This window comes from Burkholderia theae (assembly GCF_048565265.1).
In the GTDB taxonomy this organism is placed as follows: Bacteria; Pseudomonadota; Gammaproteobacteria; order Burkholderiales; family Burkholderiaceae; genus Burkholderia; species Burkholderia theae.
This window is the reverse complement of record NZ_CP183461.1, coordinates 1842123-1867672: the sequence shown is the minus strand read 5'-3', so window position 1 is coordinate 1867672 and position 25550 is coordinate 1842123. Positions and strand designations below refer to the sequence as shown.

General features: G+C 66.1%; 20 protein-coding genes. 1 reads left to right on the top strand and 19 read right to left on the bottom strand.

Going from position 1 to position 25550, the window contains the following annotated elements; genetic code table 11:
- Positions 1-97: 97 nt before the first annotated feature.
- From ACN22W_RS08780 to ACN22W_RS08765, 4 genes are read right to left on the bottom strand one after another with little or no spacing between them, the layout of a single operon-like run.
- Positions 98-1210: an agmatine deiminase family protein gene (locus tag ACN22W_RS08780; RefSeq protein WP_419683572.1), complete on the bottom strand. Its 1113-nt coding sequence runs from the start codon at positions 1208-1210 to the stop codon at positions 98-100.
- A 50-nt stretch (positions 1211-1260) separates the two neighbouring features.
- Positions 1261-2373 carry a polyamine ABC transporter substrate-binding protein gene (locus ACN22W_RS08775; RefSeq protein WP_419683570.1) on the bottom strand — a complete coding sequence of 371 codons (1113 nt, stop codon included), beginning with the start codon at positions 2371-2373 and terminating at the stop codon, positions 1261-1263.
- Between the two features lie 10 nt (positions 2374-2383).
- A complete protein-coding gene (gene aguB / locus ACN22W_RS08770; protein WP_419683568.1) occupies positions 2384-3298 on the bottom strand; it encodes an N-carbamoylputrescine amidase in 915 nt (304 codons plus the stop codon).
- Between the two features lie 46 nt (positions 3299-3344).
- Positions 3345-4382 carry an agmatine deiminase family protein gene (locus ACN22W_RS08765; protein ID WP_419683566.1) on the bottom strand — a complete coding sequence of 346 codons (1038 nt, stop codon included), beginning with the start codon at positions 4380-4382 and terminating at the stop codon, positions 3345-3347.
- Positions 4383-4483: 101 nt separating this feature from the next.
- On the opposite strand from ACN22W_RS08765, the gene ACN22W_RS08760 reads away from it, so the two are divergent.
- On the top strand, positions 4484-5413 hold the full coding sequence (locus tag ACN22W_RS08760) for a LysR family transcriptional regulator (RefSeq protein ID WP_419683564.1): 930 nt from the start codon (positions 4484-4486) through the stop codon (positions 5411-5413).
- A 77-nt stretch (positions 5414-5490) separates the two neighbouring features.
- Here ACN22W_RS08760 and ACN22W_RS08755 read toward each other — a convergent pair whose 3' ends face one another.
- The 15 genes from ACN22W_RS08755 to cysT form a co-directional block, all read right to left on the bottom strand.
- A complete protein-coding gene (locus ACN22W_RS08755; protein ID WP_129514503.1) occupies positions 5491-6795 on the bottom strand; it encodes an MFS family transporter in 1305 nt (434 codons plus the stop codon).
- 233 nt (positions 6796-7028) lie between these two features.
- Positions 7029-8708 carry a SpoVR family protein gene (locus tag ACN22W_RS08750; RefSeq protein ID WP_419687342.1) on the bottom strand — a complete coding sequence of 560 codons (1680 nt, stop codon included), beginning with the start codon at positions 8706-8708 and terminating at the stop codon, positions 7029-7031.
- Positions 8705-9973, bottom strand: coding sequence for a YeaH/YhbH family protein (locus tag ACN22W_RS08745; protein WP_129514501.1), 1269 nt, complete (start codon positions 9971-9973; stop codon positions 8705-8707). The genes ACN22W_RS08750 and ACN22W_RS08745 overlap by 4 nt, the downstream gene beginning before the upstream one ends.
- 125 nt (positions 9974-10098) lie before the next feature.
- Complete coding sequence (locus ACN22W_RS08740; RefSeq protein WP_129514500.1) at positions 10099-12021, bottom strand: PrkA family serine protein kinase; 1923 nt, start codon at positions 12019-12021, stop codon at positions 10099-10101.
- Positions 12022-12566: 545 nt separating this feature from the next.
- Positions 12567-14339: a methyl-accepting chemotaxis protein gene (locus ACN22W_RS08735; protein ID WP_419687341.1), complete on the bottom strand. Its 1773-nt coding sequence runs from the start codon at positions 14337-14339 to the stop codon at positions 12567-12569.
- A 299-nt stretch (positions 14340-14638) separates the two neighbouring features.
- The gene (gene rbsK / locus ACN22W_RS08730; RefSeq protein WP_419687339.1) at positions 14639-15568 is read right to left on the bottom strand and encodes a ribokinase; all 930 of its coding nucleotides are present in this window, start codon (positions 15566-15568) and stop codon (positions 14639-14641) included.
- Positions 15565-16596 (bottom strand): LacI family DNA-binding transcriptional regulator, encoded by a 1032-nt coding sequence (locus ACN22W_RS08725; RefSeq protein ID WP_048243807.1) that lies wholly within the window; start codon positions 16594-16596, stop codon positions 15565-15567. Before ACN22W_RS08725 ends, rbsK begins: the two co-directional genes overlap by 4 nt.
- 35 nt (positions 16597-16631) lie before the next feature.
- A complete protein-coding gene (locus ACN22W_RS08720) occupies positions 16632-17651 on the bottom strand; it encodes an ABC transporter permease (RefSeq protein ID WP_412021894.1) in 1020 nt (339 codons plus the stop codon).
- Positions 17651-19261, bottom strand: a complete 1611-nt coding sequence (locus ACN22W_RS08715) for a sugar ABC transporter ATP-binding protein (RefSeq protein ID WP_419687337.1) — start codon at positions 19259-19261, stop codon at positions 17651-17653. Before ACN22W_RS08715 ends, ACN22W_RS08720 begins: the two co-directional genes overlap by 1 nt.
- A 145-nt stretch (positions 19262-19406) precedes the next feature.
- Positions 19407-20357, bottom strand: a complete 951-nt coding sequence (locus ACN22W_RS08710) for a sugar ABC transporter substrate-binding protein (RefSeq protein ID WP_129514495.1) — start codon at positions 20355-20357, stop codon at positions 19407-19409.
- Between the two features lie 276 nt (positions 20358-20633).
- Positions 20634-21020, bottom strand: coding sequence for a DUF805 domain-containing protein (locus ACN22W_RS08705; protein WP_193098301.1), 387 nt, complete (start codon positions 21018-21020; stop codon positions 20634-20636).
- Between the two features lie 495 nt (positions 21021-21515).
- Entirely contained in the window at positions 21516-22442 is a 927-nt protein-coding gene (locus ACN22W_RS08700; protein ID WP_048243814.1) for a CysB family HTH-type transcriptional regulator, read from the bottom strand.
- Positions 22443-22517: 75 nt separating this feature from the next.
- Positions 22518-23576 (bottom strand): sulfate/molybdate ABC transporter ATP-binding protein, encoded by a 1059-nt coding sequence (locus tag ACN22W_RS08695; RefSeq protein ID WP_129514493.1) that lies wholly within the window; start codon positions 23574-23576, stop codon positions 22518-22520.
- A 13-nt stretch (positions 23577-23589) separates the two neighbouring features.
- Complete coding sequence (gene cysW, locus ACN22W_RS08690; protein WP_412021897.1) at positions 23590-24540, bottom strand: sulfate ABC transporter permease subunit CysW; 951 nt, start codon at positions 24538-24540, stop codon at positions 23590-23592.
- Positions 24537-25430 (bottom strand): sulfate ABC transporter permease subunit CysT, encoded by an 894-nt coding sequence (gene cysT, locus ACN22W_RS08685; protein WP_193098299.1) that lies wholly within the window; start codon positions 25428-25430, stop codon positions 24537-24539. The genes cysW and cysT overlap by 4 nt, the downstream gene beginning before the upstream one ends.
- Positions 25431-25550 lie beyond the last annotated feature (120 nt).

The following is a 25550-nucleotide window of genomic DNA, read 5'->3' as shown; positions in this document are numbered from 1 at the left end:
TAGAGACGGATTTCATATTTTTTATCAGTAGTCCGGATCGACCGGCGAATGTCGGCAGCCGTACGAACCGGTCACGCAGACCGGCCCGCGGCCACGCTCAGGCCGGCTGCTGTTGCGTCGTGCAGTGGATGCCGCCGCCGCCCGCCGCGATGCCGTCGATATTCAGCTGAATGACGTCCCGGCCGGGAAACAGGTCGACGAGCGTGTCGCGCGTATTGCGGTCGGCCCGGCTGTCGCCGAACTGCGGCGCGATCACCGCGCGGTTGCACACGTAGAAGTTGATGTAGCCGGCCGCGAACTCCGCGTTCTCGTAGGTGTGCCGGACGGTCTTCGGGCCCGGCAGCACGACGACCTTCAACGGTCGGCCCTTCGCGTCGGTGGATTTCCGCAGGATCTCCAGATGCTGTCGCGTCACCGCGTGGTCGTACGAGGACGGGTCCGTGTCGAGCCCGGCCACCACGACACCCGGGCTCGTGAAGCGTGCGTAGAAGTCGGTATGCCCGTCGGTGATGTCCTTGCCGGCGATGCCGGGCAACCAGATGATCTTCTTCAGTCCCAACAACCGGCTCAGCTCCGCCTCGCACTGGGCCTGACTGACGCCCGGATTGCGGTTCGGATTCAGCACGCAGCTGCGCGTGATGATCGCCGTCCCCTCGCCGTCCACCTCGATGCCACCGCCTTCCAGCACCAGCCGCGTATCGACCAGCCGCGCACCCGCGCGTTCGGCGACGAACGGCGCGACTTCCGCGTCCTGGTCGTGTTCCTGCTTGTTGCCCCAGCCGTTGAAATTGAAGCTCACGCCGCCGAGCTGGCCCGACCCGTTCTTCACGAACACGGGCCCCGTGTCGCGCATCCACAGATCGTCGACCGGATGCTGGACGAGCTCGACCGATGCGCCGCACAGGCGCGACGCGATCGCGTAGTCCTGTTCCCGCACCAGCATCTTGAGCGGCTCGTGCGCGGCGATCGCCTTCGCGACCGCGGCGAGGTTCTCGCGCACCACGGGCAGGAGCCGCGCGCCCCAGATGTCCTCGCTCGGGCCGAACGCCATCCAGGTCGCCGTGTGCGGCGCGCCCTCGTCCGGCATGTGCCAGGCCGCGCCCTGCTGCGCATGCGCGGCGCGGCCGAGCAAGCCGCCCAGCGTGCTGGCGGCCAGCGCCGCGCCCGATACGGACAGGCCGCGTTTCAACAGTTGACGTCTCGTTGTCATGGCATTCCTCTTTCGCTTGCCGGTTGCTTCAATTGTTTCATGGTGTGCCGTCACGGTCGCGCCGTCTTGAAACCGAGCCAGGTTCGGCCTTCAAGACGCATCGTGGCCGGCGATTCGGCGATCGGCGTAAACAGCGTGCGCCGCGTCGACTCGTCCGGATAGATGCCCGGATCGCGCACCAGCGCCGGGTCCATCAGCTTCAGCGCACCCTGGTTCGCATTCGCGTAGCGCGTCGAATTCGAGATCTTCGCGATCACGTCCGGCCGCAGGATGTAGTTGATGAACGCATGCGCGTTGTCCGGATGTTTCGCGGATGCCGGAATGACCATCGCGTCGAACCACATCAGGCTGCCGATGCGCGGGATGTCGTACACGATATCGCGCTTCGGATCGCGCGCCTTCGCCTTCTGCGCGGCCAGGTTGATCGCACCGGAAAAGCCGACCGTCACGCACAGCTCGCCGTCGACCAGCTCGTTCGCATCGGACGACCCGACGAACTCGCGGATGAACGGCCGGACCTTCATCAGCATCGCCTGCGCGGCCGCATAGTCCTGCGCGGACGGATGCATCGGATCGCGGCCGATGTAGCGCAGCGCCAGCGGCAGCACCGTGCTCGCGGAGTCCTGCAGGCCCAGCCCGCACTGCGCGGCGATACGCGCCGCGAGCGCCGGGTTGAACAGCAGGTCGAGGCTGTCGGCCGGCATGTCCTTGCCGAGGATCGCGCGCACTTTGGCGCGGTCGTAGCCGACGCCCACGGTGCCCCACATGTACGGCACGCCGTACTGGTTGCCGGGATCGGATTGCGCCATCTGCTTCAGCAGCGACGGATCGAGATACTTCAGGTTCGGCAGCCGGCTCTTGTCGAGCTTGCGAAACACGCCGGCCTGGATCTGCTTGGCCATGAAGTCGTTGGTCGGCCATACGAGGTCGTAGCCGCTGTTGCCGGTCAGCAGTTTCGATTGCAGCGTCTCGTCGCTGTCGTATGCGTCGTAGCGAACCTTGATGCCGGTTTCCTTCTCGAACGCGGACACGGTATCCGGCGCGAAGTAATTGCTCCAGTTGTACAGGTTCAGCACCTTCTCTTCGTCGGCCCGGGCCGTTCCGGCCAGCACGCACAGCGCGAGGCCCGGTACAGCGAGGCGCAGCCATCCTTTCCGTTTCATCGGCCACTCCTCATCGATAACAGGACGACACGCCGTCGCTGGTGAGCAAGGTGCGATACATCTCCGGACGGCGATCGCGGAAGAAGCCCCACGATTGCCGGTCGGCGCGAATCGCGTCGAGGTCGAACGTGTGCACGAGCACGGCTTCGTCGGTACGGTTCGCCTCGGCCCGCTTCTCGCCCGTGTGATCCGCGATGAAGCTCGACCCGTAGAACACGCCTGTCAGCCCCTGCTGCTGCGGATTGCCGTTGCCGAAACCCGCTTCGCGGCCGATCCGGTTGGCCGCCACCACCGGCACCATGTTGGCCGCCGCGTGGCCCTGCATCGTGCGCTGCCAGTGGCCGGCCGAATCGAACTCGCTGCTGAACGGCTCCGAGCCGATGATGGTTGGAAAGCACAGGATCTCGGCGCCCATCAGCGCGAGGCAGCGCGCCGTCTCCGGGTACCACTGGTCCCAGCAGATACCGATGCCGATCCGGCCGAAGCGCGTGTCCCACACCTTGAATCCGGTGTCGCCGGGCGTGAAATAGAACTTCTCCGTATAACCCGGCCCGTCCGGGATATGCGTCTTGCGGTAGACGCCAAGCACGCGTCCGTCGGCATCCGCCACGGCGATCGAGTTGTACGCCGCATTGCCCGCACGCTCGAAAAAGCCGATCGGCAGCACGATGCCGAGCTCGCCGGCCAGCGCCGCGAAACGGGCGATCTGCGCGTTGCCTTCGAACGGCTGCGCAAGTTCGAGATGACGCACGTTCTGATCGACGCAGAAGTACGGCATTGCGAACAGCTCCGGGCACAGCACGAGATTCGCGCCCTGCGCGGCGGCCTCGCGGATCAGGCGTTCCGCGGTGGCCATGTTGTCTTCGAGATTCCAGCTGCCCGACGCCATCTGGACGGCGGCGACGATGATGTGTTTGGACGGCATTGCGATTGCTCCTCGGTGGGACCGGAAACCGCGGGTGGGACGTCGCTCAGCGCGCGACGGACGGCTGCTGCTGCGTCGAACAGTGGATGCTGCCGCCACCGATCGACAGCGTCGGAATCGGCAACATCACCACGTTACGCTCCGGGAATGCGCGACTGAAGACCTCACGCGCGGCCTGATCCTGCTCGACGCCGAACGCGGTCACGATCACCGCGCCGTTCACCAGAATGTAGTTCGCATAGCAGTCGCAGTAGCGCTCGGAGCCGAAGCGTTCGCTGACGATCGGCGACGGCAGGTCGATCAGCTCGAAACGGCGCCCGGCCGCATCGGTCGCGAGTTCCAGCGCGCGGCGGTTTTCGCGCATCACGCGGAAATAGTCGCCCTGCTCCGGCTGCGCGGCCTGGCACAGCATCCGGCCGGGCGCGATGAACGACGCGATGCCGTCCACGTGCCCGTTCGTCTCCACTTCGTCGGGATTGCCCGGCAGCCAGACGATCTTCTCGACGCCCAGCATGCGCCGGAGCTCCGCTTCGATCTCCGCGCGGCTCAGGTGCGGATTGCGGTTGGGATGCAGCAGGCAGCTCTCGGTGGTGACCAGCGTGCCCTGCCCGTCGACGTAGAACGAGCCGCCCTCCAGCACCATGTGCGAATTGAAGATCTCGGCACCGGCCGCGCGCGCGATGTCCTGCCCGGCCTGCTGGCAGCCGTCGTACGGCTGGTACTTCTCGCCCCAGCAATTGAAGCGGAACACAGCCGCCCCCAGCTCGCGCCGTTCGCCGACGAGGAAGATCGGCCCGCAATCGCGCAGCCAGTTGTCCTCGGCCGCGACCGGCAACACGTCGACACTCGCGCCCACCAGCTCGCGCGCGGCGTCGGCCTGGCTGTGGTGGACGGCCACCACGCAGCGCTGATAGCGGGCGATGGTCCGCGCGACCAGCGCGAACTCGCGGCACACCTGCGCGTAATGAACGCCCCACAGGTCCTCGCGCCCTTCGAGAACCGGCCATCCGAGCCACGTGGCATCCATGGATTCCCATTCGGCGGGCATCCGGTAACCGCGCTGGCGAGCATCAAAGCGACCCATCGATCAGCCTCCGTTGTGATTGATGGCCGATTGTGCGACAGGTTAAACTTGATGAATATTGATATTTTTTGGCTTAATTAATCAATTTACCTCATATCTCGATGCAACGCGTTCCGTCCCTGAAACTGCTGACCGGCTTCGAAGCCGCGGCCCGGCTGGGCAATTTCTCGCGCGCGGCCGACGAGCTGCACCTGTCGCAATCGGCGATCAGCCATCAGATCCAGCAGCTTGAAGCGCAACTCGGGCAGCCGCTGTTCCGCCGGCGCGGCCGCGGTGTCGAACTGACCATCGCCGGCGAGGTCCTGCAGCGCAGCGTGCAGCGCGCGATGGACACGTTGCGCGGCGGGCTCGACCGCATCGCGACCTATCTGAACCCGGGGCTCGTCGTGCTGGTGTGTCCCGCGCCGTTGCTGCACGGCTGGCTGCAGCCTCGCCTCGGGCAGCTACAGGAGATCCTGCCGGACCTGTGCCCGCTGCTGTCGACCGACGAGACGGCGCGTTATGTCGACGAGATCGACGTCGACATGACGATCGGCACGCGGCCGATGCTGCAGCCGGGCCTGCTGGATATCCCGTTCATGCGCGACGAATGGGTAACGGTGTGCGCGACGCCGCTCGCCGAGCAGCTCGAACGTGTGCCGCGCGGCGAGCACCCGCGGCATGCGGGGCTCATCTGTCTCGAAGCGAGCCTGACCGACGAGCGTCTGGCGACGGTGTTTCGCGAGCAGTTGTCGGATTTCCGGATGCACGCGATCTACGACGATCAGCGGCTCGTGCTGGACGCCGTGCTGCGCGGCCGCGGCCTCGCGTGCCTGCCGCGCCTCGTCGCGCAGGCCGGCATCGATCAGCGCACGCTGACCGTGCTCGCCGACTACCCGCGCCTGCCCGGCACCACGTGGTGGCTGTCGCGCATCGACGGCCCGTCGCGTTCGCCGATCGTCGAGCGGATGTTCGAATGGCTGGTCGAGCAAGGCCGGCAGTCGGGCGCGCCCGATCCGGCATCCGCCGCCATGCCGCTGCCGCCCGCGTAATCGCACGCCGCAAAAAAAACATCCCGCCGGCTGGCGGGACGTTCGTCACGATGCGAATGCGCGCGCGGCGCAATCGATCACGGTTCGTGGCGCAGATACCCTTCCTTGCTCGGATCGCGCATCCGCCACGACACGATCAGCGAGATCGCGCACAGCACCGTCACGTACCAGTAGAAGGTTTCCTCGCTGCCGACCGACTTGAACCACAGCGCGACGTACTCGGCCGAGCCGCCGAAGATCGCGTTCGCGACCGCATACGACAGGCCGACACCCATCGCGCGCACTTCAGGCGGGAACATCTCGGCCTTGATGAGGCCGCTGATCGACGTGTAGAAGCTGACGATCGCCAGCGCGACCGTGATCAGCACGAACGCGGCCACGGGGCTCGTCACGTCCTTCAGCGCATGCATCAACGGCACCGTGCCGATCACCGCGAACGAGCCGAACAGGATCATCGACGTGCGGCGGCCGATCCTGTCGGACAGCGCGCCGAACACCGGCTGCATCAGCATGTAGACGAGCAGCGCGACGGTCATCACGTTGCTGGCCGTCTTCGCATGCATGCCGGCCGTGTTCACGAGGTACTTCTGCATGTACGTGGTGAACGTGTAGAAGATCAGCGAGCCGCCGGCCGTGAACCCGACCACCGTGAAGAACGCGCCCTTGTGCTGCCACACGCCGCGGATCGTGCCGGCGTCCTTCTTGTCGCGCGACGCGCTCGTCGACGTTTCGTCGAGCGATTTCCGCAGGTACAGCGAGATCAGCGCGGCCGCCGCGCCGACCACGAACGGAATGCGCCAGCCCCACGCCTTCAGTTCGTCGGCCGACAGCGTCTGCTGCAGGATCACGAGCACCAGCAGCGCGCACAGCTGGCCACCGATCAGCGTCACGTACTGGAACGACGCGAAGAAGCCGCGCCGGCCCTTCAGCGCGACCTCGCTCATGTAGGTCGCGCTCGTGCCGTATTCGCCGCCCACCGACAGGCCCTGGAACAGGCGCGCGACCAGCAGCAGCGCCGGCGCGAGCGCGCCGATCTGCGCATAGGTCGGCAGCACCGCGATCACGAGCGAACCGCCGCACATCATCAGCACCGAGATCATCATCGCCGCGCGACGGCCGTGACGGTCGGCGATGCGGCCGAACAGCCAGCCGCCGATCGGACGCATCAGGAAGCCGGCCGCGAACACGCCGGCCGTGTTCAGCAGCTGCGTCGTGGTGTTGCCGCTCGGGAAGAACGCCGGCGCAAAGTACAGCGCGCAGAACGAGTAGATGTAGAAGTCGAACCACTCGACGAGGTTGCCCGATGAGGCGCCGACGATGGCGAACACGCGCCGCCGGGTGTCATGCGCAGACAGCGCAGCTTGGTCGGTCTGGACGTCCATGGGTTGGTCTGTTCCTTTTAGTACTTTCTGGGCGAGACGGCTCGGGGCCGCCGCGTACGGTCACACGTGGCACCGGTTCCGGCGCACGGCGCTACGGGATTTTAGCGAAATGTAAAGTAACAGGCTTTCCGGGTTCGTCCGGATGTAGAAAAATATTCTCCTGCCGCGCGTTCGTCATATGAAAACGCCAGCCCGCAGGCTGGCGTCCGATGCAAACTAGCCGAAAGCACCGCTCACACGCGTACCTCCGGCGGCACGTAGCGGCACTCGTAGCGCTTGCGTACGGTGCCGGCCTCGTCGACGCTTTCCAGGTACACGTCGAACTGCCAGAGCCGCGCCATGTGCTTGAGCACCTCGTCGCTGTCGTTCGACAGGTGGCGGTTGTCGGTCATGAAGTGGCGCAGCGTGAGGCTGCGGTCGCCGCGCGTGTTCACCGCCCACACCTGGATGTTCGGCTCGCGGTGATGGATGTCGTACTGCCGCGACAACGCCTGCCGCACGTACTGGTAGCCGGAATCGTCGTGGATCGCCGACACCTCGAGCGAATCGCGCATGTCGTCGTCGAGCACCGAGAACAGCCGCATCTCGCGGATCAGGTTCGGCGACAGGTACTGCGCGATGAAGCTCTCGTCCTTGAAGTTGCGCATCGCGTAGTGCATCGCCGGCAGCCACGGGGTGCCCGCGATCTCCGGAAACCACTTGTAATCCTCTTCCGTCGGCGCCTCGCAGATCCGCCGGATGTCGCTCATCATCGAAAAGCCGAGCGCATACGGGTTGATCCCGCTGTAGTACGGCTTCGTGACGGGCGGCTGGTAGACCACGTTGCTGTGCGAATGCAGGAACTCCATCATGAAGCCGTCTTCCAGCTTGCCCTGGTTATACAGCGTGTTCAGCAGCGTGTAGTGCCAGAACGTCGCCCAGCCTTCGTTCATCACCTGCGTCTGCCGCTGCGGGTAGAAATACTGGCCGATCTTGCGCACGATGCGGATCACTTCCCGCTCCCACGGTTCGAGCAGCGGCGCGTTCTTCTCCGCGAAATACAGCAGGTTCTCCTGCGGCTCGGGCGGATAACGACCCTCCTGTTCCTCCATCAGCTCGGGCTTCTTGCCGGGCAGCGTGCGCCACAGTTCATTCACCTGCGACTGCAGGTACGCCTCGCGCTCGCGCCGCAGCGCCGCTTCCTTCGACAGCGACGGCTTCTGCGGCCGCTTGTAGCGGTCGACACCGTAGTTCATCAGCGCATGGCACGAATCGAGCAGTTCCTCGACGCGATCGAGGCCGTAGCGCTCCTCGCATTCCGCGACGTAGTTCTTCGCGTACACGAGATAGTCGATGATCGCGTGCGCGTCGGTCCACAGCCGGAACAGGTAGTTGCCCTTGAAGAACGAATTGTGCCCGTACGCCGCGTGCGCGATGACGAGCGCCTGCATCGTCATCGTGTTCTCTTCCATCAGATACGCGATGCAAGGGTTCGAATTGATGACGATTTCGTACGCGAGGCCCATCTGGCCGCGGCGGTAGCTCTTCTCGGTCGAGAGGAAGTGCTTGCCGAACGACCAGTGACGGTAGTTGACGGGCATCCCGACCGACGCATACGCGTCCATCATCTGTTCGGCGCTGATCAGTTCGAGCTGGATCGGGTAGATGTCGAGCTCGTACTGTTCCGCGACCTGCGAGATGTGCGTGTCGTATTCCTCGAGCAGTTCGAACGTCCAGTCGGACGGGCACGGCAACGGCTTGCGTTCGGCAACGTTCATACGCGCTTCCTTTTGCCCGACACCGGGCAAGTCGGCGGCCGGCGGCGGCGGTTCGGCCTGCGCGCGTTGCTGCGCTGCGACAGGGCCGGCCGTGTCGTCGCCGGAGGGGCGCGGCTCGTAGCCGCGCGACTCGTTGTGCAGATGGCGGGTCGTCATGACATTTCCACCTGCTTTTCGAACAATTCGCGAAACACCGGGTAGATGTCGGCAGCCGATTCCGCTTTTTTCATCGCAAGATGCGGCTGCGACAGGGCCAGCTGCGCGTATTCCAGCCACAGGTTCTGCTCTTCCGGCGCGACCTGGATATACGCGAAGTAACGCGTCTTCGTGAGGATATCCTCTTCCAGGATTTTGCGACACTTGGGCGAATCGTCGGTCCAGTTGTCGCCGTCGGACGCCTGCGCGCCGTAGATGTTCCACTCGGTCGGCGAGTAGCGTTCGTTCATCACCTTGCGCATCAGCTCGAGCGCGCTCGACACGACCGTGCCGCCGCTCTCGGTCGAATGGAAGAAGGTATCTTCGTCGACTTCCTCGGCGCGCGTATGGTGGCGGATGAACACGACCTCGATGCGCTCGTAGTTGCGCTTGAGGAACAGGTAAAGCAGGATGAAGAAGCGCTTCGAGAGATCCTTGCGCTGCTCGTCCATCGAGCCCGACACGTCCATCAGGCAGAACATCACGGCCTGGCTCGACGGCTGCGGCTGCTTCACGCGGTTGATGTAGCGCAGGTCGAACGGATCGATGAACGGAATCCGCCAGATGCGCCCCTTCAGGTGATGGATCTCGGCCTCGAGCGTCGCGATTTCCGCGCGGCGGTCTTCCGGATCGCTCTTCATCAATTCGAGCTGCGCCTCGAGTTCGCGCAGCTCGTTGACGAGCGGCGAACCGAGCGCGATGCGCCGGCCGAGCGCGCTGCGCAGCGAACGCACGACATCGATGTTGTTCGGCGTGCCTTCCGCCGACCAGCCCGCGCGCACGTTCTTCCAGCTCGGCACCGTGAGCAGGTGCGTCTTCACGAGGCGCGGCAGTTCGAGATCGTCGAAGAAGTACTGCATGAACTCGTCGCGCGACAACTCGAACACGAAGTCGTCCTGCCCTTCGCCCTCGTTGCTCGCCTGACTGCCGCCGCCGCCCGCGCCACCCTGCGGACGCGGAATCTTGTCGCCGCGCACGTAGTCCTCGTTGCCGGGGTGCACGTACTCGCGACGCCCGCCCGGCCCGTGCCGGAAATTCGGCTCCGCGATGTCCTTGCGAGGGATCGTGATGCTCTGCGTGTTCTGGATGTCCTTGATGCTACGGTCGCGCACCGCGTCGGACACGGCACGACGAATGTAGTTCTTGACGCGACGCAGAAAGCGTTCGCGATTGGCGATACTCTTGTTCTTGCCGGCCAGCCTGCGGTCGATGATTTGATGAAGCACTGCCGGTCTCCCGCTCGAAAGTCGAAATGCCGGGACGCTCGCCGCACATGCCGTCTCCCGTCATGCGGGCGGCGCCTCTGAAAGCGCCCGTACGGACTCGCCGCACGGGCGCGGTACCGCGCGCGTCATGACGACTTGCGCACGCGCAGGTACCAGTCGCAAAGCAGCCTCACCTGCTTCGGCGTATAGCCCTTCGCGACCATCCGGTTCACAAAGTCCTCATGTTTGCGCTGCTCCTCCGCCGACCCCTTCGCGTTGAACGAAATCACCGGCAACAGTTCCTCGGTGTTCGAGAACATCTTCTTCTCGATCACGACGCGCAACTTCTCGTAGCTCGTCCACACGGGGTTCTTGCCGGCATTCGCCGCCCGCGCACGCAACACGAAGTTCACGATCTCGTTGCGGTAATCCTTCGGATTACTGATGCCGGCCGGCTTCTCGATCTTCTCCAGCTCCGCGTTCAGCGCGGCGCGGTCGAAGCTCTCGCCCGTGTCGTGATCGCGGAATTCCTGGTCCTGGATCCAGAAGTCCGCATACGTGACGTAGCGGTCGAAGATGTTCTGGCCATACTCCGAATACGACTCGAGGTAGGCCGTCTGGATCTCCTTGCCGATGAAATCCGCGTAGCGCGACGCGAGCACGTCCTTCACGAAGGACAGGTACTTCTGCTCGGTTTCCGGCGGGAACTGCTCGCGTTCGATCTGCTGTTCGAGCACGTACATCAGGTGCACGGGGTTGGCCGCGACCTCGCTCGAATCGAAGTTGAACACGCGCGACATGATCTTGAACGCGAAGCGTGTCGACACGCCCGTCATCCCTTCGTCCACGCCCGCGTAGTCGCGGTATTCCTGGTACGACTTCGCCTTCGGATCGGTGTCCTTCAGGTTTTCGCCGTCGTACACCTGCATCTTCGAGAACAGGCTCGAATTCTCCGGTTCGTGCAGGCGCGACAGCACCGAGAACTGCGACATCATCTTCAGCGTGCCCGGCGCGCAGACGGCTTCGGCGAGCGACGAGTTGCGGATCAGCTTCTCGTAGATCTTGGTCTCTTCCGACACGCGCAGGCAGTACGGCACCTTCACGACGAAGATCCGGTCGAGCAGTGCCTCGTTGTTGCGGTTGTTGCGGAACGCCTTCCACTCCGACTCGTTCGAGTGCGCGAGGATCACCCCGTCGAACGGAATCGCGCCGAAGCCTTCGGTGCCCTTGAAGTTGCCTTCCTGCGTCGCGGTGAGCAGCGGGTGCAGCACCTTGATCGGCGCCTTGAACATTTCGACGAACTCGAGCAGGCCCTGGTTCGCGAGGCACAGGCCGCCCGAGTAGCTGTACGCGTCGGCATCGTCCTGCGCGTACTGCTCGAGCTTGCGGATGTCGACCTTGCCGACGAGTGACGAGATGTCCTGATTGTTCTCGTCGCCCGGCTCGGTCTTCGCGATGCCGACCTGCCGCAGGATCGACGGATAACGACGCACGACGCGGAACTGGCGGATGTCGCCGTTGTATTCGTGCAGCCGCTTGACGGCCCACGGACTCAGGATGCTTTTCAGGTAGCGGCGCGGGATGCCGTACTGTTCCTCGAGGATCGGGCCGTCTTCGTCGTAGTCGAACAGCCCGAGCGGCGATTCGTTGACGGGCGAACCCTTCAGCGAATAGAACGGCACGCGCTCCATCAGTTGCTTCAGACGCTCGGCGATCGACGACTTGCCGCCGCCCACCGGACCGAGCAGATAGAGGATCTGCTTCTTCTCTTCGAGCCCTTGCGCAGAGTGGCGGAAATACGCGACCACCTGCTCGATCACTTCCTCCATTCCGTAGAACTCACGGAATGCGGGATAGACCTTGATGACCTTGTTCGCGAAGATCCGCGACAAGCGCGGCTCGTTGCGGGTATCGATGTGTTCAGGTTCCCCGATTGCTGCCAGCATGCGTTCACCAGCCGTCGCGTACGCGGATGGATCGTTCTTGCAGAGCGCGAGATACTCCTCCAGCGAGAGCTCTTCCTCTCGCGTTTTTTCGAAGCGGTTCGCGAAGCTGCTGTAAATATCCATGCTACCTCCCTCGCCTGAGTCTGAAGACGTGCCTGCCTTCGTACGACTGCGCAGAAGCAAGCGCGTTCGAATTCATCCTAAACCCTTTCTGTTTTTTTTTCACGAACTCTTCGTATGAAGTTCGTTATTCTCGACAACACCGCTTGGACAACACATTTCGTCGTTTTACAATCGATCTCCCGAGCCGCAGAAACTGCATCCGCCGCGTCTCGTCGAACGACAGAACGTCTTGTGCGTTGGACACATCCGACGTTGCCACTTCTCCCCTTCATCCCTATACGTTCGAGCGGCCGTTTACGACGACACGCTTCGCGCGCCGTTACAATTTTTTTGCGCAGCGCCCTTACGGAGATACCCGTACCATCGATGCGGACATACGACGCGCATCGTTGCGTGGATCCGTCGGCACAGGTCACGCGATGCACACGACGATGCACGATCGTGCATGCGCGCTGTCACATTTTGTTCGCCGCAAAAACGACAACGCCCGCAGGTCGCGGGCGTCGTTCGTCACCAAATGGGGATAGATGCGCGGCACGCGCGAATCAGAAGGTCTCCCAGTCGTCGGCGCCGGCGGTCGCGGTCGCGGTCGCGGCCGCTGGCGCCGGTGCGGGCGCAGCAGCGGCACTAGCTGGCTTGCGCGCCGGCATCGCCGCGGCCGTGCGTTTCGGCGGTGCATCGCGATCATCGCGCGCCGCAGCCTGACCTGCGGCCGAGGGTGCACGCGGCGCATGACGCGCCGCAACCGGAGCGACAGCACCCGAGCGCGCCGCGTCGCCGTCGAGCTGGAATACCGACGCCGTTTCGCGCAGGCGCGCCGCCTGTTCGTCGAGCGACTGCGCGGCGGCCGCGGCTTCCTCGACGAGCGCCGCATTCTGCTGCGTGACCTCGTCCATCTGCGCGACCGCGCGCGCCACCTGGTCGATCCCGCCGCTCTGCTCCTCGGACGCCGCCGCGATCTCGCCCATGATGTCCGTCACGCGCTGCACCGCACCGATCACGTCGCTCATCGTGCGCCCTGCTTCGTCGACCAGCGTGGAACCCGACCGGATGCGCTCCACCGACGCGTCGATCAGCGCCTTGATCTCCTTGGCCGCGGCCGACGAACGCTGTGCAAGACTGCGCACCTCGCCCGCGACGACCGCGAAACCGCGGCCTTCCTCGCCGGCGCGCGCCGCTTCGACGGCCGCATTCAGCGCAAGAATGTTGGTCTGGAATGCGATTCCTTCGATGATCGCAATGATGTCCGCGATCTTTGCCGAGCTGTCGTTGATCTCGCCCATCGTGCCGACCACCTGGCCGACCACCGTATTGCCCTTGTTTGCAATCTCCGATGCGTTCGCGGCCAGCGAGCTTGCCTGGCGCGCATTGTCCGCGTTCTGTTTCACGGTGCCGGTCAGTTGCTCCATGCTCGACGCGGTTTCCTGCAGCGCGGCGGCCTGTTCCTCGGTGCGCGACGACAGGTCGATGTTGCCGGCCGCGATCTGGCGGGCCGCCGTCGCGATCGACTCGCTGCCGCCGCGCACGGTGCGTACCGTGTCGACCAGCCCGCGCTGCATCTTCGCCAGGCCCTCGAGCAGTTGGCCCATCTCGTCGCGCCGCTCCACGACGATCGGCCGGCGCAGGTCGCCTGCGGCGATCGCGTCGAAATGCGTGAGCGCGTCGGCAATCGGGCGGCCGATCGCGCGGCTCAGCGTCAGCCACGACAGCAGCGCGGCGCCGATACCTGCCACGAGCGCGACGATCGACAGGACCCGCAACGTGTCGAACATCGATTCCGCACTGTCGAAACCCGCCTTCGCGTCGGTGAACTGGAAGTTGCGCAGCGCTTCGCTGGACACCGAGAGGTCGTTGTAGAGCGCCTGGAGCTGCTTGGCGCCGTCGCCGATGCGATCGCGCTGGTCCGCTCCGAGGATGCTCGCGAACGCGTCACAGCCGCGTTGCAGCGCCTGTCGCTTCGCGGCCACATCCTGCGCGAGCCGATCCTCCTCCGGCCCGCGCGGCAGCGCGAGATACTTCTGCCACCACGCATCGGCCTGCGTGCGCATTGCGCGGCTGCGCTCGACGGCGGCCGCCGAGTCCGGTGTACCGGCCAGCAGCGCCGCGCGGTCGAGTGCGAGGCGCTCGCGCGCCGCGAACATTTCCGCGACCGCCACGTCGACCGCGCTCGGCATCTGGTTCGTGAAAATTTCGCGCGTCGAGTCGTTCGAACGCGTCATCCCGTACAGCCCGAGCACGCCGGTTACGCCCAGCAGCACCGCCAGAAACGCCATCGTCAAACCGATGCGCGCGCGAATCGTCAGGTTCCTGAACACCATCATCCTTCCTGTGTAGCGACGTCATGAACGGGCCAGGCCCGTTGGCTCGAAGCATTGCTTCTCCTGGTGCATTTACGACCGTGCGACGCACAACTTGATGGTTTTCACGGATTTTTTCGAATAATTCGTCTGTTTATTACAAATAGCTGAACGAATAATGCAACGTCGTGCAATCTCGGCAAGCAGGATGGAAAAAGGTTCGCCGGCGCTCCGGCGCGTGGCCGCGAGCGCGGCCGGCCATCTCGTGTGACGAGCCGGCCGTGCTGCGGAATCGGGGATCGGGGGTTGGAGATCGGGCCCTAATCGGCCAGTTCGGCGAGCGTCGGAATCGACGGCTGCGCGCCCGCGCGCGTGACCGACAGCGCCGCCGCGCGTTGCGCGAAGCGGATGGCGGTGTCGACGTCCGCGCCGGCCGCGAGCCGTGCGGAAAAACCGCCGATGAAGGTGTCGCCGGCCGCCGTCGTGTCGACGGCCTGCACGGCCGGGGCCGGATAGTGCCGCGCAACGCCGTCGGCGGTCAGCGCAAGCACGCCGCGCGCGCCGAGCGTGACCAGCACGTTGCGCGCGCCGCCGGCCTGCAGCGCACGCGCGGCGGCTTCCGCCTCGGCCGGATCGCGCACGGGCAGCGCGGTCAACGCGGCCGCCTCGACCTCGTTCGGGATCAGGTAATCGACGAGCGGCAGCCAGCCCGCCGGCAACGGCGCGACGGCCGGGGCCGGATTGAGCACCACCGTGCGGCCGAGCCGCCGTCCGGCCGACAGCGCCGCGAACACCGTGTCCGGCGGCGTCTCGAGCTGGCAGATCAGCACGTCGGCCGACGCCAGCGCGGCCTCGTGGCGCGCAATCGTTTCGGTCGTGACCTCGCCGTTGCCGCCCGCGACGATCACGATCGCGTTCTGGCTCGCATCGTCGACGACGATCAGCGCGACGCCGGTCGACGCCGACGTGCTCGTCGCCAGCCCCGTGCAGTCGATTCCCTCGGCTTCGAGGCCCGCGCGCAATGCCGTGCCGTGCGCATCCGCGCCGACGCAACCGATCATCGCGACCTGCGCGCCGAGCCGCGCAGCGGCGACGGCCTGGTTGCCGCCCTTGCCGCCCGCCGCCTGCGCGAACGCGTGACCGGCGAGCGTTTCGCCCGGCAGCGGCAGTCGCGGCGCACGCACGACGAGATCCATGTTGAGGCTGCCGACCACCGTCACGCGGCCGGCACCCGCCGCGGGCGCCGTCATGCGCGGCCGCCCGGTGCAGGCGGCTCGCGGTAGATCGCGGTCGATTCGCGCAGCACAAGGCGCGGCGACACGACCCGGCGGCGGCTCGGCGCGGCCGTCGAGCCGCCGCCGATCCGCTCGATCAGCGTCTGCGCGGCCATTTCGCCGAGCGCGCGCACCGACTGGCCGACCGTCGACAGCGCCGGATACGTGTAGCGGGAAAATTCGATGTCGTCGAAACCGATGATCGAGCAGTCGTCGGGCACGCGCATCCCGCGCTCGGCCGCCGCGCGCAGCGCGCCGACGCCCATCAGGTCGTTGCCCGCGAAGATCGCGCTCGGCCGCACCGATTCGAACAGCCGCGACGCCGCGTGATAACCGCCGAGGCACGAGAAATCGCTTTCCGCGATCGCGCCCGGCATGATGTCGATCCCGCGCTCGGCCATCGCGCGGATGAAGCCGTGCACGCGCATCGCACTGACCGCCGTGTCGGTCGGCCCCGTGATGCAGCCGATCTTCGCGTGCCCGAGTTCGAGCAGGTGACGCGTCGCCAGGTAGGCGCCGCGCTCGTGGTCGATCTGCACGAGGTCGGCCGCGAGCCCCTCGATGTTGCGGTCGACCACGACGAGCGGCGCATGCGCGTCCGCGAGCGTCTCCGCAAGCACCGCATCCTCGCCCGCCGACGCAACGATCAGCCCGTCGATGCGTTTTTCCTGCAGCACGCGCAGGTAGTTGCGCTGCTTCTTGGGATCGTCGTCCGAATTGCAGAAGAACACGCAATAGCCGTTGGCCGCGCACTGGTCTTCAATGCCGCGCGCAAGCTCCGCGAAATACGGATTCGTGCTGTTCGGCACGACGAGGCCGATGGTCGCCGTCGAGCGTGCCTTCAGCGAGCGCGCCACGGCCGAAGGCACGTAGTTCAGCTCGCGGATCGCGCCCTCGACCTTCGCACGCACATCCGCGGACACCGGCCGCGAATTGTTCACCACGTGCGAGACGGTCGTAAACGACACGCCCGCCATGGCCGCCACATCCTTGATCGTCGCCATTTCCCGTTTCTCTCTGGTCTGTTCTGTCTGTCGTACTACCGGGCGCGCGCGCGCCGGCTGCGATACGTGTCGAGCACGACCGCCACCACGATCACCGCGCCGGTGATGATCCGCTTGGTCGGCTCGTTCGCACCGATCTGCGCCAGCCCCGCGGCCAGCACGGAGATGATCAACACGCCGAAGAACGTGCTGATCACCGAGCCGCGCCCGCCCATCAGGCTCGTGCCGCCGATCACGACGGCCGCGATCACCTGCAGTTCGAGGCCCACGCCCGCATTCGGGTCGGCGGCCTCGAGCCGCGAAATCTGGAACAGCGACGCGAGCCCCGCGAGCGCGCCCATCAATGCGAATACGAGAATTTTATACGGACGCGGGTTAACCCCTGCAAGTCGGACCGCTTCTTCGTTGGTGCCGATCCCGACGAGATAGCGCCCGAACACGGTGCGCGTGAGCCCGAACTGGGCCGCGATCATCACCGCGACCGCGATCAGGAACGCCGGCGAGATGCCCAGCGCGATCGGATTCGACAGGAAATCGAACGCGTCGCCGATATAGGCCGTGCGCGAATTCGTCAGCTGGTATGCGAGGCCGCGCGCGGCCTCCAGCACACCGAGCGACACGATGAACGACGGGATCCGCCAGCCGACCGTGACGGCGCCCGTCAGCGCGCCCGTGACGGTCGCGGCCGCGATCCCGATCAGCGCGGCCGGCAGCGGCCCCCACTGCCATTTCAGCGCGGCGACGCTGACCATCGACGCGGCGAGCGCGAGCACCGAGCCGACCGACAGGTCGATCCCGGCGATGATCAGCACGAAGGTCATCCCGACCGACATCACGACGAGATCGGGAATCTGGTTCGCGATCGTGCTGAACGTATCGTAGGTCAGGAAATGCGAGCTCAGCATCGAAAACAGCGCGATCATCGCGGCGAGCGCGCCGGCGAGCCCGAGATAGTTCGACAGGCCGAGCCGCGTGCCGGACAACGTGCGCGCGCGGCGCCCCGTCGCGGTCTGCTGTGCGCCTGCGTCGGTCGGGGATACGGGAGGCTGGGTCATTACTGTCGTCCTGTCGTCGAAGTGCCCGGAGCGGCGCCTTGCGCCGGCCCGGCGTCCGGATGCTGCGCGCCGCCCGGCGGCGTCTCGCGGCCGAAGCCGGCGAACGCCGCGGCCAGCAGCGCATCCTGGGTCCAGTTGCCGCGCTCGAACACGGCGGTCATGCGGCCGGCCGACATCACGCCGATCCGGTCGCAGATCAGCATCAGCTCGCGCAGGTCGCTCGACACGACGACGAGTGCACGGCCTTCGCGCGCGAGCGCGCCCATCAAAGTGTAGATCTCGAACTTCGCGCCGACGTCGATCCCGCGCGTCGGCTCGTCGAACAGCAGCACGCCCATGTCGCGCGCCAGCCAGCGGCCGATCACGACCTTCTGCTGGTTGCCGCCCGACAGTTCGCCGACCGCCTGCGTCGCACCGTGCGTGCGGATCCGCAGCGCGTCGATCTGCTGCTCGGCGAGCGCCGTTTCGCGCACGGTATCGACGATGCCGCCGCGCGCGAACCGGTCGAGCTGGCCGAGCGACACGTTCGCGGTCACCGACTGCGACAGCAGCAGCCCTTCACCCTTGCGATCCTCGGTGATCAGCGCGATGCCGTGCTTCACTGCATCGACGGGCGAACCGATCCGCGCCGGCTTCAGCGGCTGGCCGACCGCGATCGTCCCCGCATCCGGCGTATCGGCGCCGTAGATCAGCCGCAGCAGCTCGGTGCGCCCTGCGCCGATCAGCCCTGAAATTCCAAAGATCTCGCCTGAGCGGATCTCGAGCGACACGTCCCGCACCGCCGTCCCGCGCGAGAGACCCGACACGACGAGCCGCGGCGCGCCGATATGGCGCTCGCCGAGATCGATGTGCTCGCCGATCTCGCGCCCGACCATCAGCGTGACGAGCCCGTCGGACGTCGTCGCCGCCATGTCGCCCGCATGCACGAGCCGGCCGTCGCGCAACACCGCGACTCGCTCAGCGACGCGCGCGAGTTCCTCGAGCCGATGCGAGATGTAGACGATGGCGACACCGCGCGCCTTCAGCCGGTCGATCTGCTCGAACAGCAGCTCGACTTCGCGCGCCGTCAGCATCGCGGTCGGCTCGTCGAGAATCAGCACGCGACAGTCGCCGATCAGGTTGCGCGCGATCTCGACCATCTGCTGGTGGCCGATGCCGAGCGCGCCGACCGGCGTATCGGGATCGACCTCGTCGAGCCCGACCTGCGCCATCGCGGCACGCGCGTCGTCGCGCAGCCGTGCACGGTCGATGATCCCGAAGCGCCGCGGCAGGCGATTCAGGAACAGGTTTTCGGCGACCGTCAGCGTCGGCAGCAGGTTCAGCTCCTGCATCACCATGCGCACGCCGAGCGCCTCGGCCTGCGTGCGGCTCGCCGGCGCATACGGTTGGCCGCCGAGCTGCATCGTGCCGGCGGTCGGTTCGACGAGCCCGCCGATGATCTTCGACAGCGTGCTCTTGCCGGCGCCGTTCTCGCCCGTCAGCGCAAGCGCGTGGCCCGCCTCGAGCGTCAGCGTGACGTCGGCGAGCACCGGTTCGGCATAGGTCTTGCCGATGCCGGAGACGGACAGCACGGGATGGGCTGAACGGGAGGGTTGGAAGGTCGGTTCCATCGCGATCCTGGTTGCGGCCGCTGGTACGCGGCGCGCGGGTGTGACGCTCACAAGTGCATGTGCATGCAGTGGCCGTGATCGCGCTCACCCCTGATAACGGCCGCCGCGCCGGATTCTTGAGGGCGGCGGCCGCATCGGGGCCGCGTCACTTCGTCACGAGATCCACCGGCGTCTCGACCACGCCCGACATGTCGGCCTGCTTGCGATGCTCGGCAATCGCCTTGAGCGCCGTGTCGATGCCGAACACGGCCTGCTTCGCCGCGTATTGGTCGGCGGTCGCGACCACGCGGCCGTCCTTCAGCATCGGCTTGATCGCGTTGATGTTGTCGTAGCCGACCACGAGCACCTTGCCCTGCTTGCCGGCCGCGCGCACGGCCGACACGGCGCCGATCGCCATGTTGTCGTTGCCGCACAGCAGCGCCTTCAGGTTCGGGTATTCGTTGAGCATCGCGGATGCGACCGCATTGCCCTTGTCGATCTCCCATTCGCCGGACTGCACCGACACGACCTTCATCCCGCCCGCCTTCATCGCGTCCTGGAAACCGGCCGTGCGCTGCTGCGCATTGGTCGTCGTCGACACGCCTTCGACGATGCCGACCTGGTCGCCCGCCTTCAGCCGCTTCGCGAGGTAGTCGCCGATCTTGCGCGCGCCCTTGCGGTTGTCCGGGCCGACGAACGGCACGTTCAGGTTCTTCGACTTCAGCACGTCGGGATCGAGCCGGTTGTCGATGTTCACGACGATGATGCCCGCATCGACCGCCTTCTTCACGACCGGCACGAGTGCCTTCGAATCGGCCGGCGCGAGCACGATCGCGTCGACCTTCGACACGATCATCTGCTCGACGATGCGGATCTGGTTCGCGGTGTCGGTCTCGTCCTTGATGCCGTTGGTGATCAGGTCGAACTGGCTTGCATTGTGTTTCTGGTATTCCTTCGCGCCGGTTTCCATCGTCAGGAAGAACTCGTTGGCGAGCGACTTCATCACGAGCGCGACCTTCGGCTTGGCCGCCGATTGCGCGTGGACGGCCGGTGCGGCAGCGACCGCGACGGCGGCGAGCGCGGCGGTCAGGAAGCGACGGCGAAACAGGACATTCATACACATCTCCTGGCGACTGGCCCAATGGGCCGGACTGTTGTTTTAATGTGAGCAAACGTTTGCGCCACACTACCCGAGCAATGGCCATCGATGCTGCTGTCGGTACCACGAAATGGAAGCAAGGCAGACGGCCGACTGCCTGGCGCGTGCTGTCGTTGACGCGCCGCCGCCAGCGGGACCGCCGGCGGAGTGAGGGCTATGCTGTACCGATTCGCTTCGACGCGCAACCTGTCTGATCAATAATTAAGGGTTTATTCGGAGCGCGCGCGTCGCGCATTACGCCGGGTCCTGCGGCGCGGGTTCGTCTTCATCGGACGACGGCGGCTCGCCGAAGCGGTTCGCATGCGGCGTGCCGGCGATGAAGCCGTTCATCACGAACAGCGCGATCGCGCCGACGATCGGCACGAAAATCAGCAGCATCCACCATCCCGACTTGTCGATGTCGTGCAGCCGCTTCACGCCGACGGCAAGCGACGACCACACCGCGACGACCGCGATCGCGACCAGCACAAGCATCGCCAGCAGCGGCAGGTCGTCATCCGGCGAACCGCGGGAACCCGCATCGAAAACCGCGCTGATCAACGCGGAAACCAGCGCGTAGATCCACCACGGCATGCGGCCGATCCGGCCTTCGAACGAAAAGAGAAACCATTTGAGATTCATTGTTTAGCGCTTCTCCGTACGTGTTGCGCGCGGCGTGATGTGCGTTCGAGTGGGTTGGAACCGGCAATCCGCATGCGTTGTTTGCTGAACGATGAGGGCTTGTCGGTTTCGCTTCTCGCACTTCGACGCAGCGTTGCGTTGTGCCGCGGGTGCCGGTCAGTCAGGCCGTGAAGCGGCCCGAACGCCCGTCATCCAGCATTCAGGCGCATTGAATCATATCTTCCGAAGCGTGGCCCGTTCGACAGGGCCGAAACGAAGCGTTCGAATGTGCCGTCTTGTTTTTCTGCTGGCAGGCGAACGCGCGTCGAGCGCCGCTCGCGGCGCATCGGACTGGAAACCGCGACTGCGGTCGATGATTCGATTATTCGACGAGTCGGTCAGCCATGACAGCGGCGGCGCATCCCCTGCCCCTGCCGCCGCCCTGTGCATGGCAACCTGCGCGCACATCGCGCCGTCCGCGGGCAACTTTCCGGGACGGCGCGCGGCGCGCCACCATCAGACGGCTTCGCGCAACATCCCCGCGATTTCCGCTTCGTTCAGGTGCGGCGCGAACATCTCGATCAGCCGGTACGCATACGCGCGCAGGAACGCGCCCTTGCGCAGCCCGACCCGCGTCGTGCTTGCCTCGAACAGATGCTGCGTATCGAGTTCGACGAGCCCCGTGTCGCGCTGCGGATCGTAGGCCATCGCCGCGACGACGCCGATCCCCATCCCGAGCTCGACGTAGGTCTTGATCACGTCCGCGTCGATCGCGGTCAGCACGACGTCGGGCACGGCACCCGCCTGCGTGAACGCCTGGTCGATATGCGAGCGGCCCGTGAAGTCCTGGTCGTACGTGATGATCGGGTATTCGGCGATTTCCTCGAGCGTCAGGTTCTCACGGCCGACGAGCGGATGGCCCTTCGGCACGACGACCGTGTGATGCCACGAATAGCACGGGAACGTGACGATGTCCGGATAGCGGTCGAGTGCCTCGGTCGAGATGCCGAGATCGGCCTCGCCGTTCAGGATCATCTGCGCGATCTGCTGCGGGCTGCCCTGACGCAGCGCGAGATGCACCTTCGGGAACACGTCGGTGAACTGCCGGATCACCTTCGGCAGCGCGTAGCGTGCCTGCGTGTGCGTCGTCGCGACGACGAGGTGGCCGCTGTCCTGGTCGGCGAACTGGCGTGCGACGCGGCGCAGGTTCTCGGCGTCGAGCAGCATCCGCTCGATCAGCTGGTGCACGGCCTTGCCGGGCTCCGTGAGCCCCGTCAGCCGCTTGCCGCGCCGGATGAAGATGTCGACGCCCAGTTCATCCTCGAGATCCTTGATCTGCTTCGACACGCCCGACTGCGACGTGTACAGCACGTTCGCGACTTCCGTCAGGTTCATGTTCTGGCGCACCGCTTCGCGCACGAACCGCAATTGCTGAAAATTCATGGGTATGCCTCTTAGGCTGTCGTTGTTTGATTGTCGAATCGGAGCGGTTTCCGCCCTCTGCCCAGCATTCTCTCGTCAACGCGCGGGAAACACACGCACCGCGCGCGGCACGGCCGTCGCGCCGTCGCCGACCTGCAGCGAGAGCGCACGCCACGCGTCGCGATCGAGTTCCGCCTCGAGCGCACCGCCCGCGCGCGCCTCGAGCTCCACGCGCACCGAACCGCCGAGCGGGATCACGCGGCGCACGTCCACCGCGATGCCGTCCCGATGCCCTTCGCCCGTCGGCCAAAGCTGCAGGTCGTGCGGCCGCACGTACGCGTTCGCGGGGCCCGCGAAATCGGCATCGACCTCGATCGGCGCGGCCGCGCCCTCGGCGACGAAGCCGCGCCCGGCGACCGTGCCCGGCAGCCGGTTGGCAGCGCCGAGGAACTCGTACACGAACGCGCTCTGCGGATGATCGTAGACGTCCTGCGGGCTACCGACCTGCTCGACGTGGCCGCGGTTCAGCACGACGATGCGGTCCGCGACTTCCAGCGCCTCTTCCTGGTCGTGCGTGACGAAGATCGTCGAGATATGCAGGTCGTCGTGCAGACGACGCAGCCAGCCGCGCAGTTCCTTGCGGACCTTCGCGTCGAGCGCGCCGAACGGTTCGTCGAGCAGCAGCACCTTCGGCTCGACCGCGAGCGCGCGGGCGAGCGCGATGCGCTGGCGCTGGCCGCCCGACAGCTCGGACGGATAGCGCTGCGCGAGCCAGTCGAGCTGCACCAGCTTCAGCAGGTCGTGCACCTTGTCGCGAATCGCGGCTTCCGACGGCCGCTCGCGGCGCGGCTTCACGCGCAGCCCGAACGCGACGTTCTCGAATACCGTCATGTGGCGGAACAGCGCGTAATGCTGGAACACGAAACCGACCTGACGGTCGCGCGCGCCGACCGATGCGACGTCGAGCCCCTGCAGCACGACCTGGCCGGCGTCCGCGTGCTCGAGGCCCGCGATCACGCGCAGCAGCGTGGTCTTGCCGCAGCCGGACGGCCCGAGCAGCGCGACCAGTTCGCCGGGCGGGAAGTCGAGCGAGACGTTGTCGAGCGCCGTGAAATCGCCGAAGCGCTTCTGAAGGTTACGGACGGTGATACCCATTCTGGTTGCCTCTTTACGATTTCGACGAAACGGCGGCGACGGGGCCGGCATGTGCGGGAACGGCGTCGCGCGCGCCGGCCAGTTCGGCGGCGAGATGACGCTCGGCGAGCAGCTTGAGCGCGAGCGTGACGAGCGCGAGCAGCGCCAGCACCGACGCCACCGCGAACGCTGCCGCGAAGTTGTATTCGTTGTACAGGATCTCGACGTGCAGCGGCATCGTGTCGGTCACGCCGCGGATATGGCCCGACACGACCGACACCGCGCCGAACTCGCCCATCGCGCGCGCATTGCACAGGATCACGCCGTACAGCAGGCCCCACCGCACGTTCGGCAGCGTCACGCGGCGGAAGATCTGCCAGCCCGACGCGCCAAGCACGCGCGCGGCCTCTTCCTCGTCGGTGCCCTGCGCCTGCATCAGCGGAATCAGCTCTCGCGCGACGAACGGGAACGTGACGAAGATCGTCGCGAGCACGATGCCCGGCACCGCGAAGATGATCTGCACGTCGTGGTCCTGCAGCCACGGCCCGATCCAGCCCTGCGCGCCGAACAGCAGCACGTAGACCAGGCCCGAGATCACCGGCGACACGGAGAACGGCAGGTCGATCAGCGTCGTCAGCAACGCCTTGCCGCGGAATTCGAACTTCGCGATCGCCCACGATGCGCACACGCCGAACACGAGGTTCAGCGGCACGGCGATCGCGGCGACGGTCAGCGTCAGCTTGATCGCCGCCCAGGCATCGGGATCGGCCAGCGATTCGAGGTAGAAGCCGACACCCTTTCTCAGCGCCTCGACGAACACCGCGGCGAGCGGCACGACGAGGAAGAACGCGAGGAACGCCAACGCGATGCCCGTGAGCAGCCAGCGCACGACGCGCGACTCGCTGACGGGGTCGAGCCGCTTCGCGGCGCGCCCGCGCGCGGCCGACGACGGGGTTTTCAGCACGACGGTGGCCTCCTGGTTCATTGCTGGCCTCCTGCCGCGGTTGCGACGACGGTCGCGGGTGCGGGGCCGCTCGCGCCCTTGCTCGTGCGGCGCTGCAAATACCATTGCAGCGTGTTGATCAGCAGCAGCATCAGGAACGACACGACCAGCATCACAACCGCGAGCGCGGTCGCGCCCGCGTAGTCGTACTGTTCGAGCTTCGTGATGATGAGCAGCGACGTGATCTCGGATTTCATCGGCACGTTGCCGGCGATGAAGATCACCGAGCCGTATTCGCCGAGCGCACGCGCGAACGCCAGCGCGAAACCGGTGAGCAGCGCCGGCAGCACGGCCGGCAGCACGACGCGGCGGAACGTCAGCCAGCGCGACGCGCCGAGGCACGCGGCGGCCTCTTCCTGCTCGCGCTCGAAATCCTCGAGTACCGGCTGCACGGTGCGCACGACGAATGGCAGCCCGATGAAGGTCAGCGCGACCAGCACGCCGGCCGGCGTGAACGCGATCTTGATGCCGAGCGGCGCGAGATACTGGCCGACCCAGCCGTTGGTCGCATAGACGGCCGCAAGCGAAATGCCGGCGACCGAGGTCGGCAGCGCGAACGGCAGGTCGACGATCGCATCGACGATCCGCTTGAACGGGAACGTGTAGCGCACGAGCACCCACGCGACGAGGAAGCCGAACACGGCGTTGATCAGCGCGCCGCCGAGCGCGGCCGAGAACGTCAGCCGGTACGATGCGAGCACGCGCGGCGACGTGACGGCGGTGACGAACTGGTCCCACGACAGCGTCGCGGTCTTCAGGAACGTGGCGGCGAGCGGAATCAGCACCACGAGGCTCAAATAGGCCACCGTGATGCCTAGCGTCACGCCGAAACCGGGCAGCGCGCTCGGCTTGCGAAAGGTGTACGTCGTCATCGGATGCTCTTGCTGGGTCGTTGCTGCTCATGGGTCCGACGCAAACGCCGGCGCGGTGAATCGCGCCGGCGGCCCGTCGGGGATGCGGCGCACTGCGTGGCGCACCGCTGTGGTTATGGC

Coding starts and splice junctions, on each gene's coding strand:
- ACN22W_RS08780 (WP_419683572.1), bottom strand. CDS start 1,210: ATGACAACGAGACGTCAACTGTTGAAACGCGGCCTGTCCGTATCGGGC.
- ACN22W_RS08775 (WP_419683570.1), bottom strand. CDS start 2,373: ATGAAACGGAAAGGATGGCTGCGCCTCGCTGTACCGGGCCTCGCGCTG.
- aguB (WP_419683568.1), bottom strand. CDS start 3,298: ATGCCGTCCAAACACATCATCGTCGCCGCCGTCCAGATGGCGTCGGGC.
- ACN22W_RS08765 (WP_419683566.1), bottom strand. CDS start 4,382: ATGGGTCGCTTTGATGCTCGCCAGCGCGGTTACCGGATGCCCGCCGAA.
- ACN22W_RS08760 (WP_419683564.1), top strand. CDS start 4,484: ATGCAACGCGTTCCGTCCCTGAAACTGCTGACCGGCTTCGAAGCCGCG.
- ACN22W_RS08755 (WP_129514503.1), bottom strand. CDS start 6,795: ATGGACGTCCAGACCGACCAAGCTGCGCTGTCTGCGCATGACACCCGG.
- ACN22W_RS08750 (WP_419687342.1), bottom strand. CDS start 8,708: ATGACGACCCGCCATCTGCACAACGAGTCGCGCGGCTACGAGCCGCGC.
- ACN22W_RS08740 (WP_129514500.1), bottom strand. CDS start 12,021: ATGGATATTTACAGCAGCTTCGCGAACCGCTTCGAAAAAACGCGAGAG.
- ACN22W_RS08735 (WP_419687341.1), bottom strand. CDS start 14,339: ATGGTGTTCAGGAACCTGACGATTCGCGCGCGCATCGGTTTGACGATG.
- rbsK (WP_419687339.1), bottom strand. CDS start 15,568: ATGACGGCGCCCGCGGCGGGTGCCGGCCGCGTGACGGTGGTCGGCAGC.
- ACN22W_RS08725 (WP_048243807.1), bottom strand. CDS start 16,596: ATGGCGACGATCAAGGATGTGGCGGCCATGGCGGGCGTGTCGTTTACG.
- ACN22W_RS08720 (WP_412021894.1), bottom strand. CDS start 17,651: ATGACCCAGCCTCCCGTATCCCCGACCGACGCAGGCGCACAGCAGACC.
- ACN22W_RS08715 (WP_419687337.1), bottom strand. CDS start 19,261: ATGGAACCGACCTTCCAACCCTCCCGTTCAGCCCATCCCGTGCTGTCC.
- ACN22W_RS08710 (WP_129514495.1), bottom strand. CDS start 20,357: ATGAATGTCCTGTTTCGCCGTCGCTTCCTGACCGCCGCGCTCGCCGCC.
- ACN22W_RS08705 (WP_193098301.1), bottom strand. CDS start 21,020: ATGAATCTCAAATGGTTTCTCTTTTCGTTCGAAGGCCGGATCGGCCGC.
- ACN22W_RS08700 (WP_048243814.1), bottom strand. CDS start 22,442: ATGAATTTTCAGCAATTGCGGTTCGTGCGCGAAGCGGTGCGCCAGAAC.
- ACN22W_RS08695 (WP_129514493.1), bottom strand. CDS start 23,576: ATGGGTATCACCGTCCGTAACCTTCAGAAGCGCTTCGGCGATTTCACG.
- cysW (WP_412021897.1), bottom strand. CDS start 24,540: ATGAACCAGGAGGCCACCGTCGTGCTGAAAACCCCGTCGTCGGCCGCG.
- cysT (WP_193098299.1), bottom strand. CDS start 25,430: ATGACGACGTACACCTTTCGCAAGCCGAGCGCGCTGCCCGGTTTCGGC.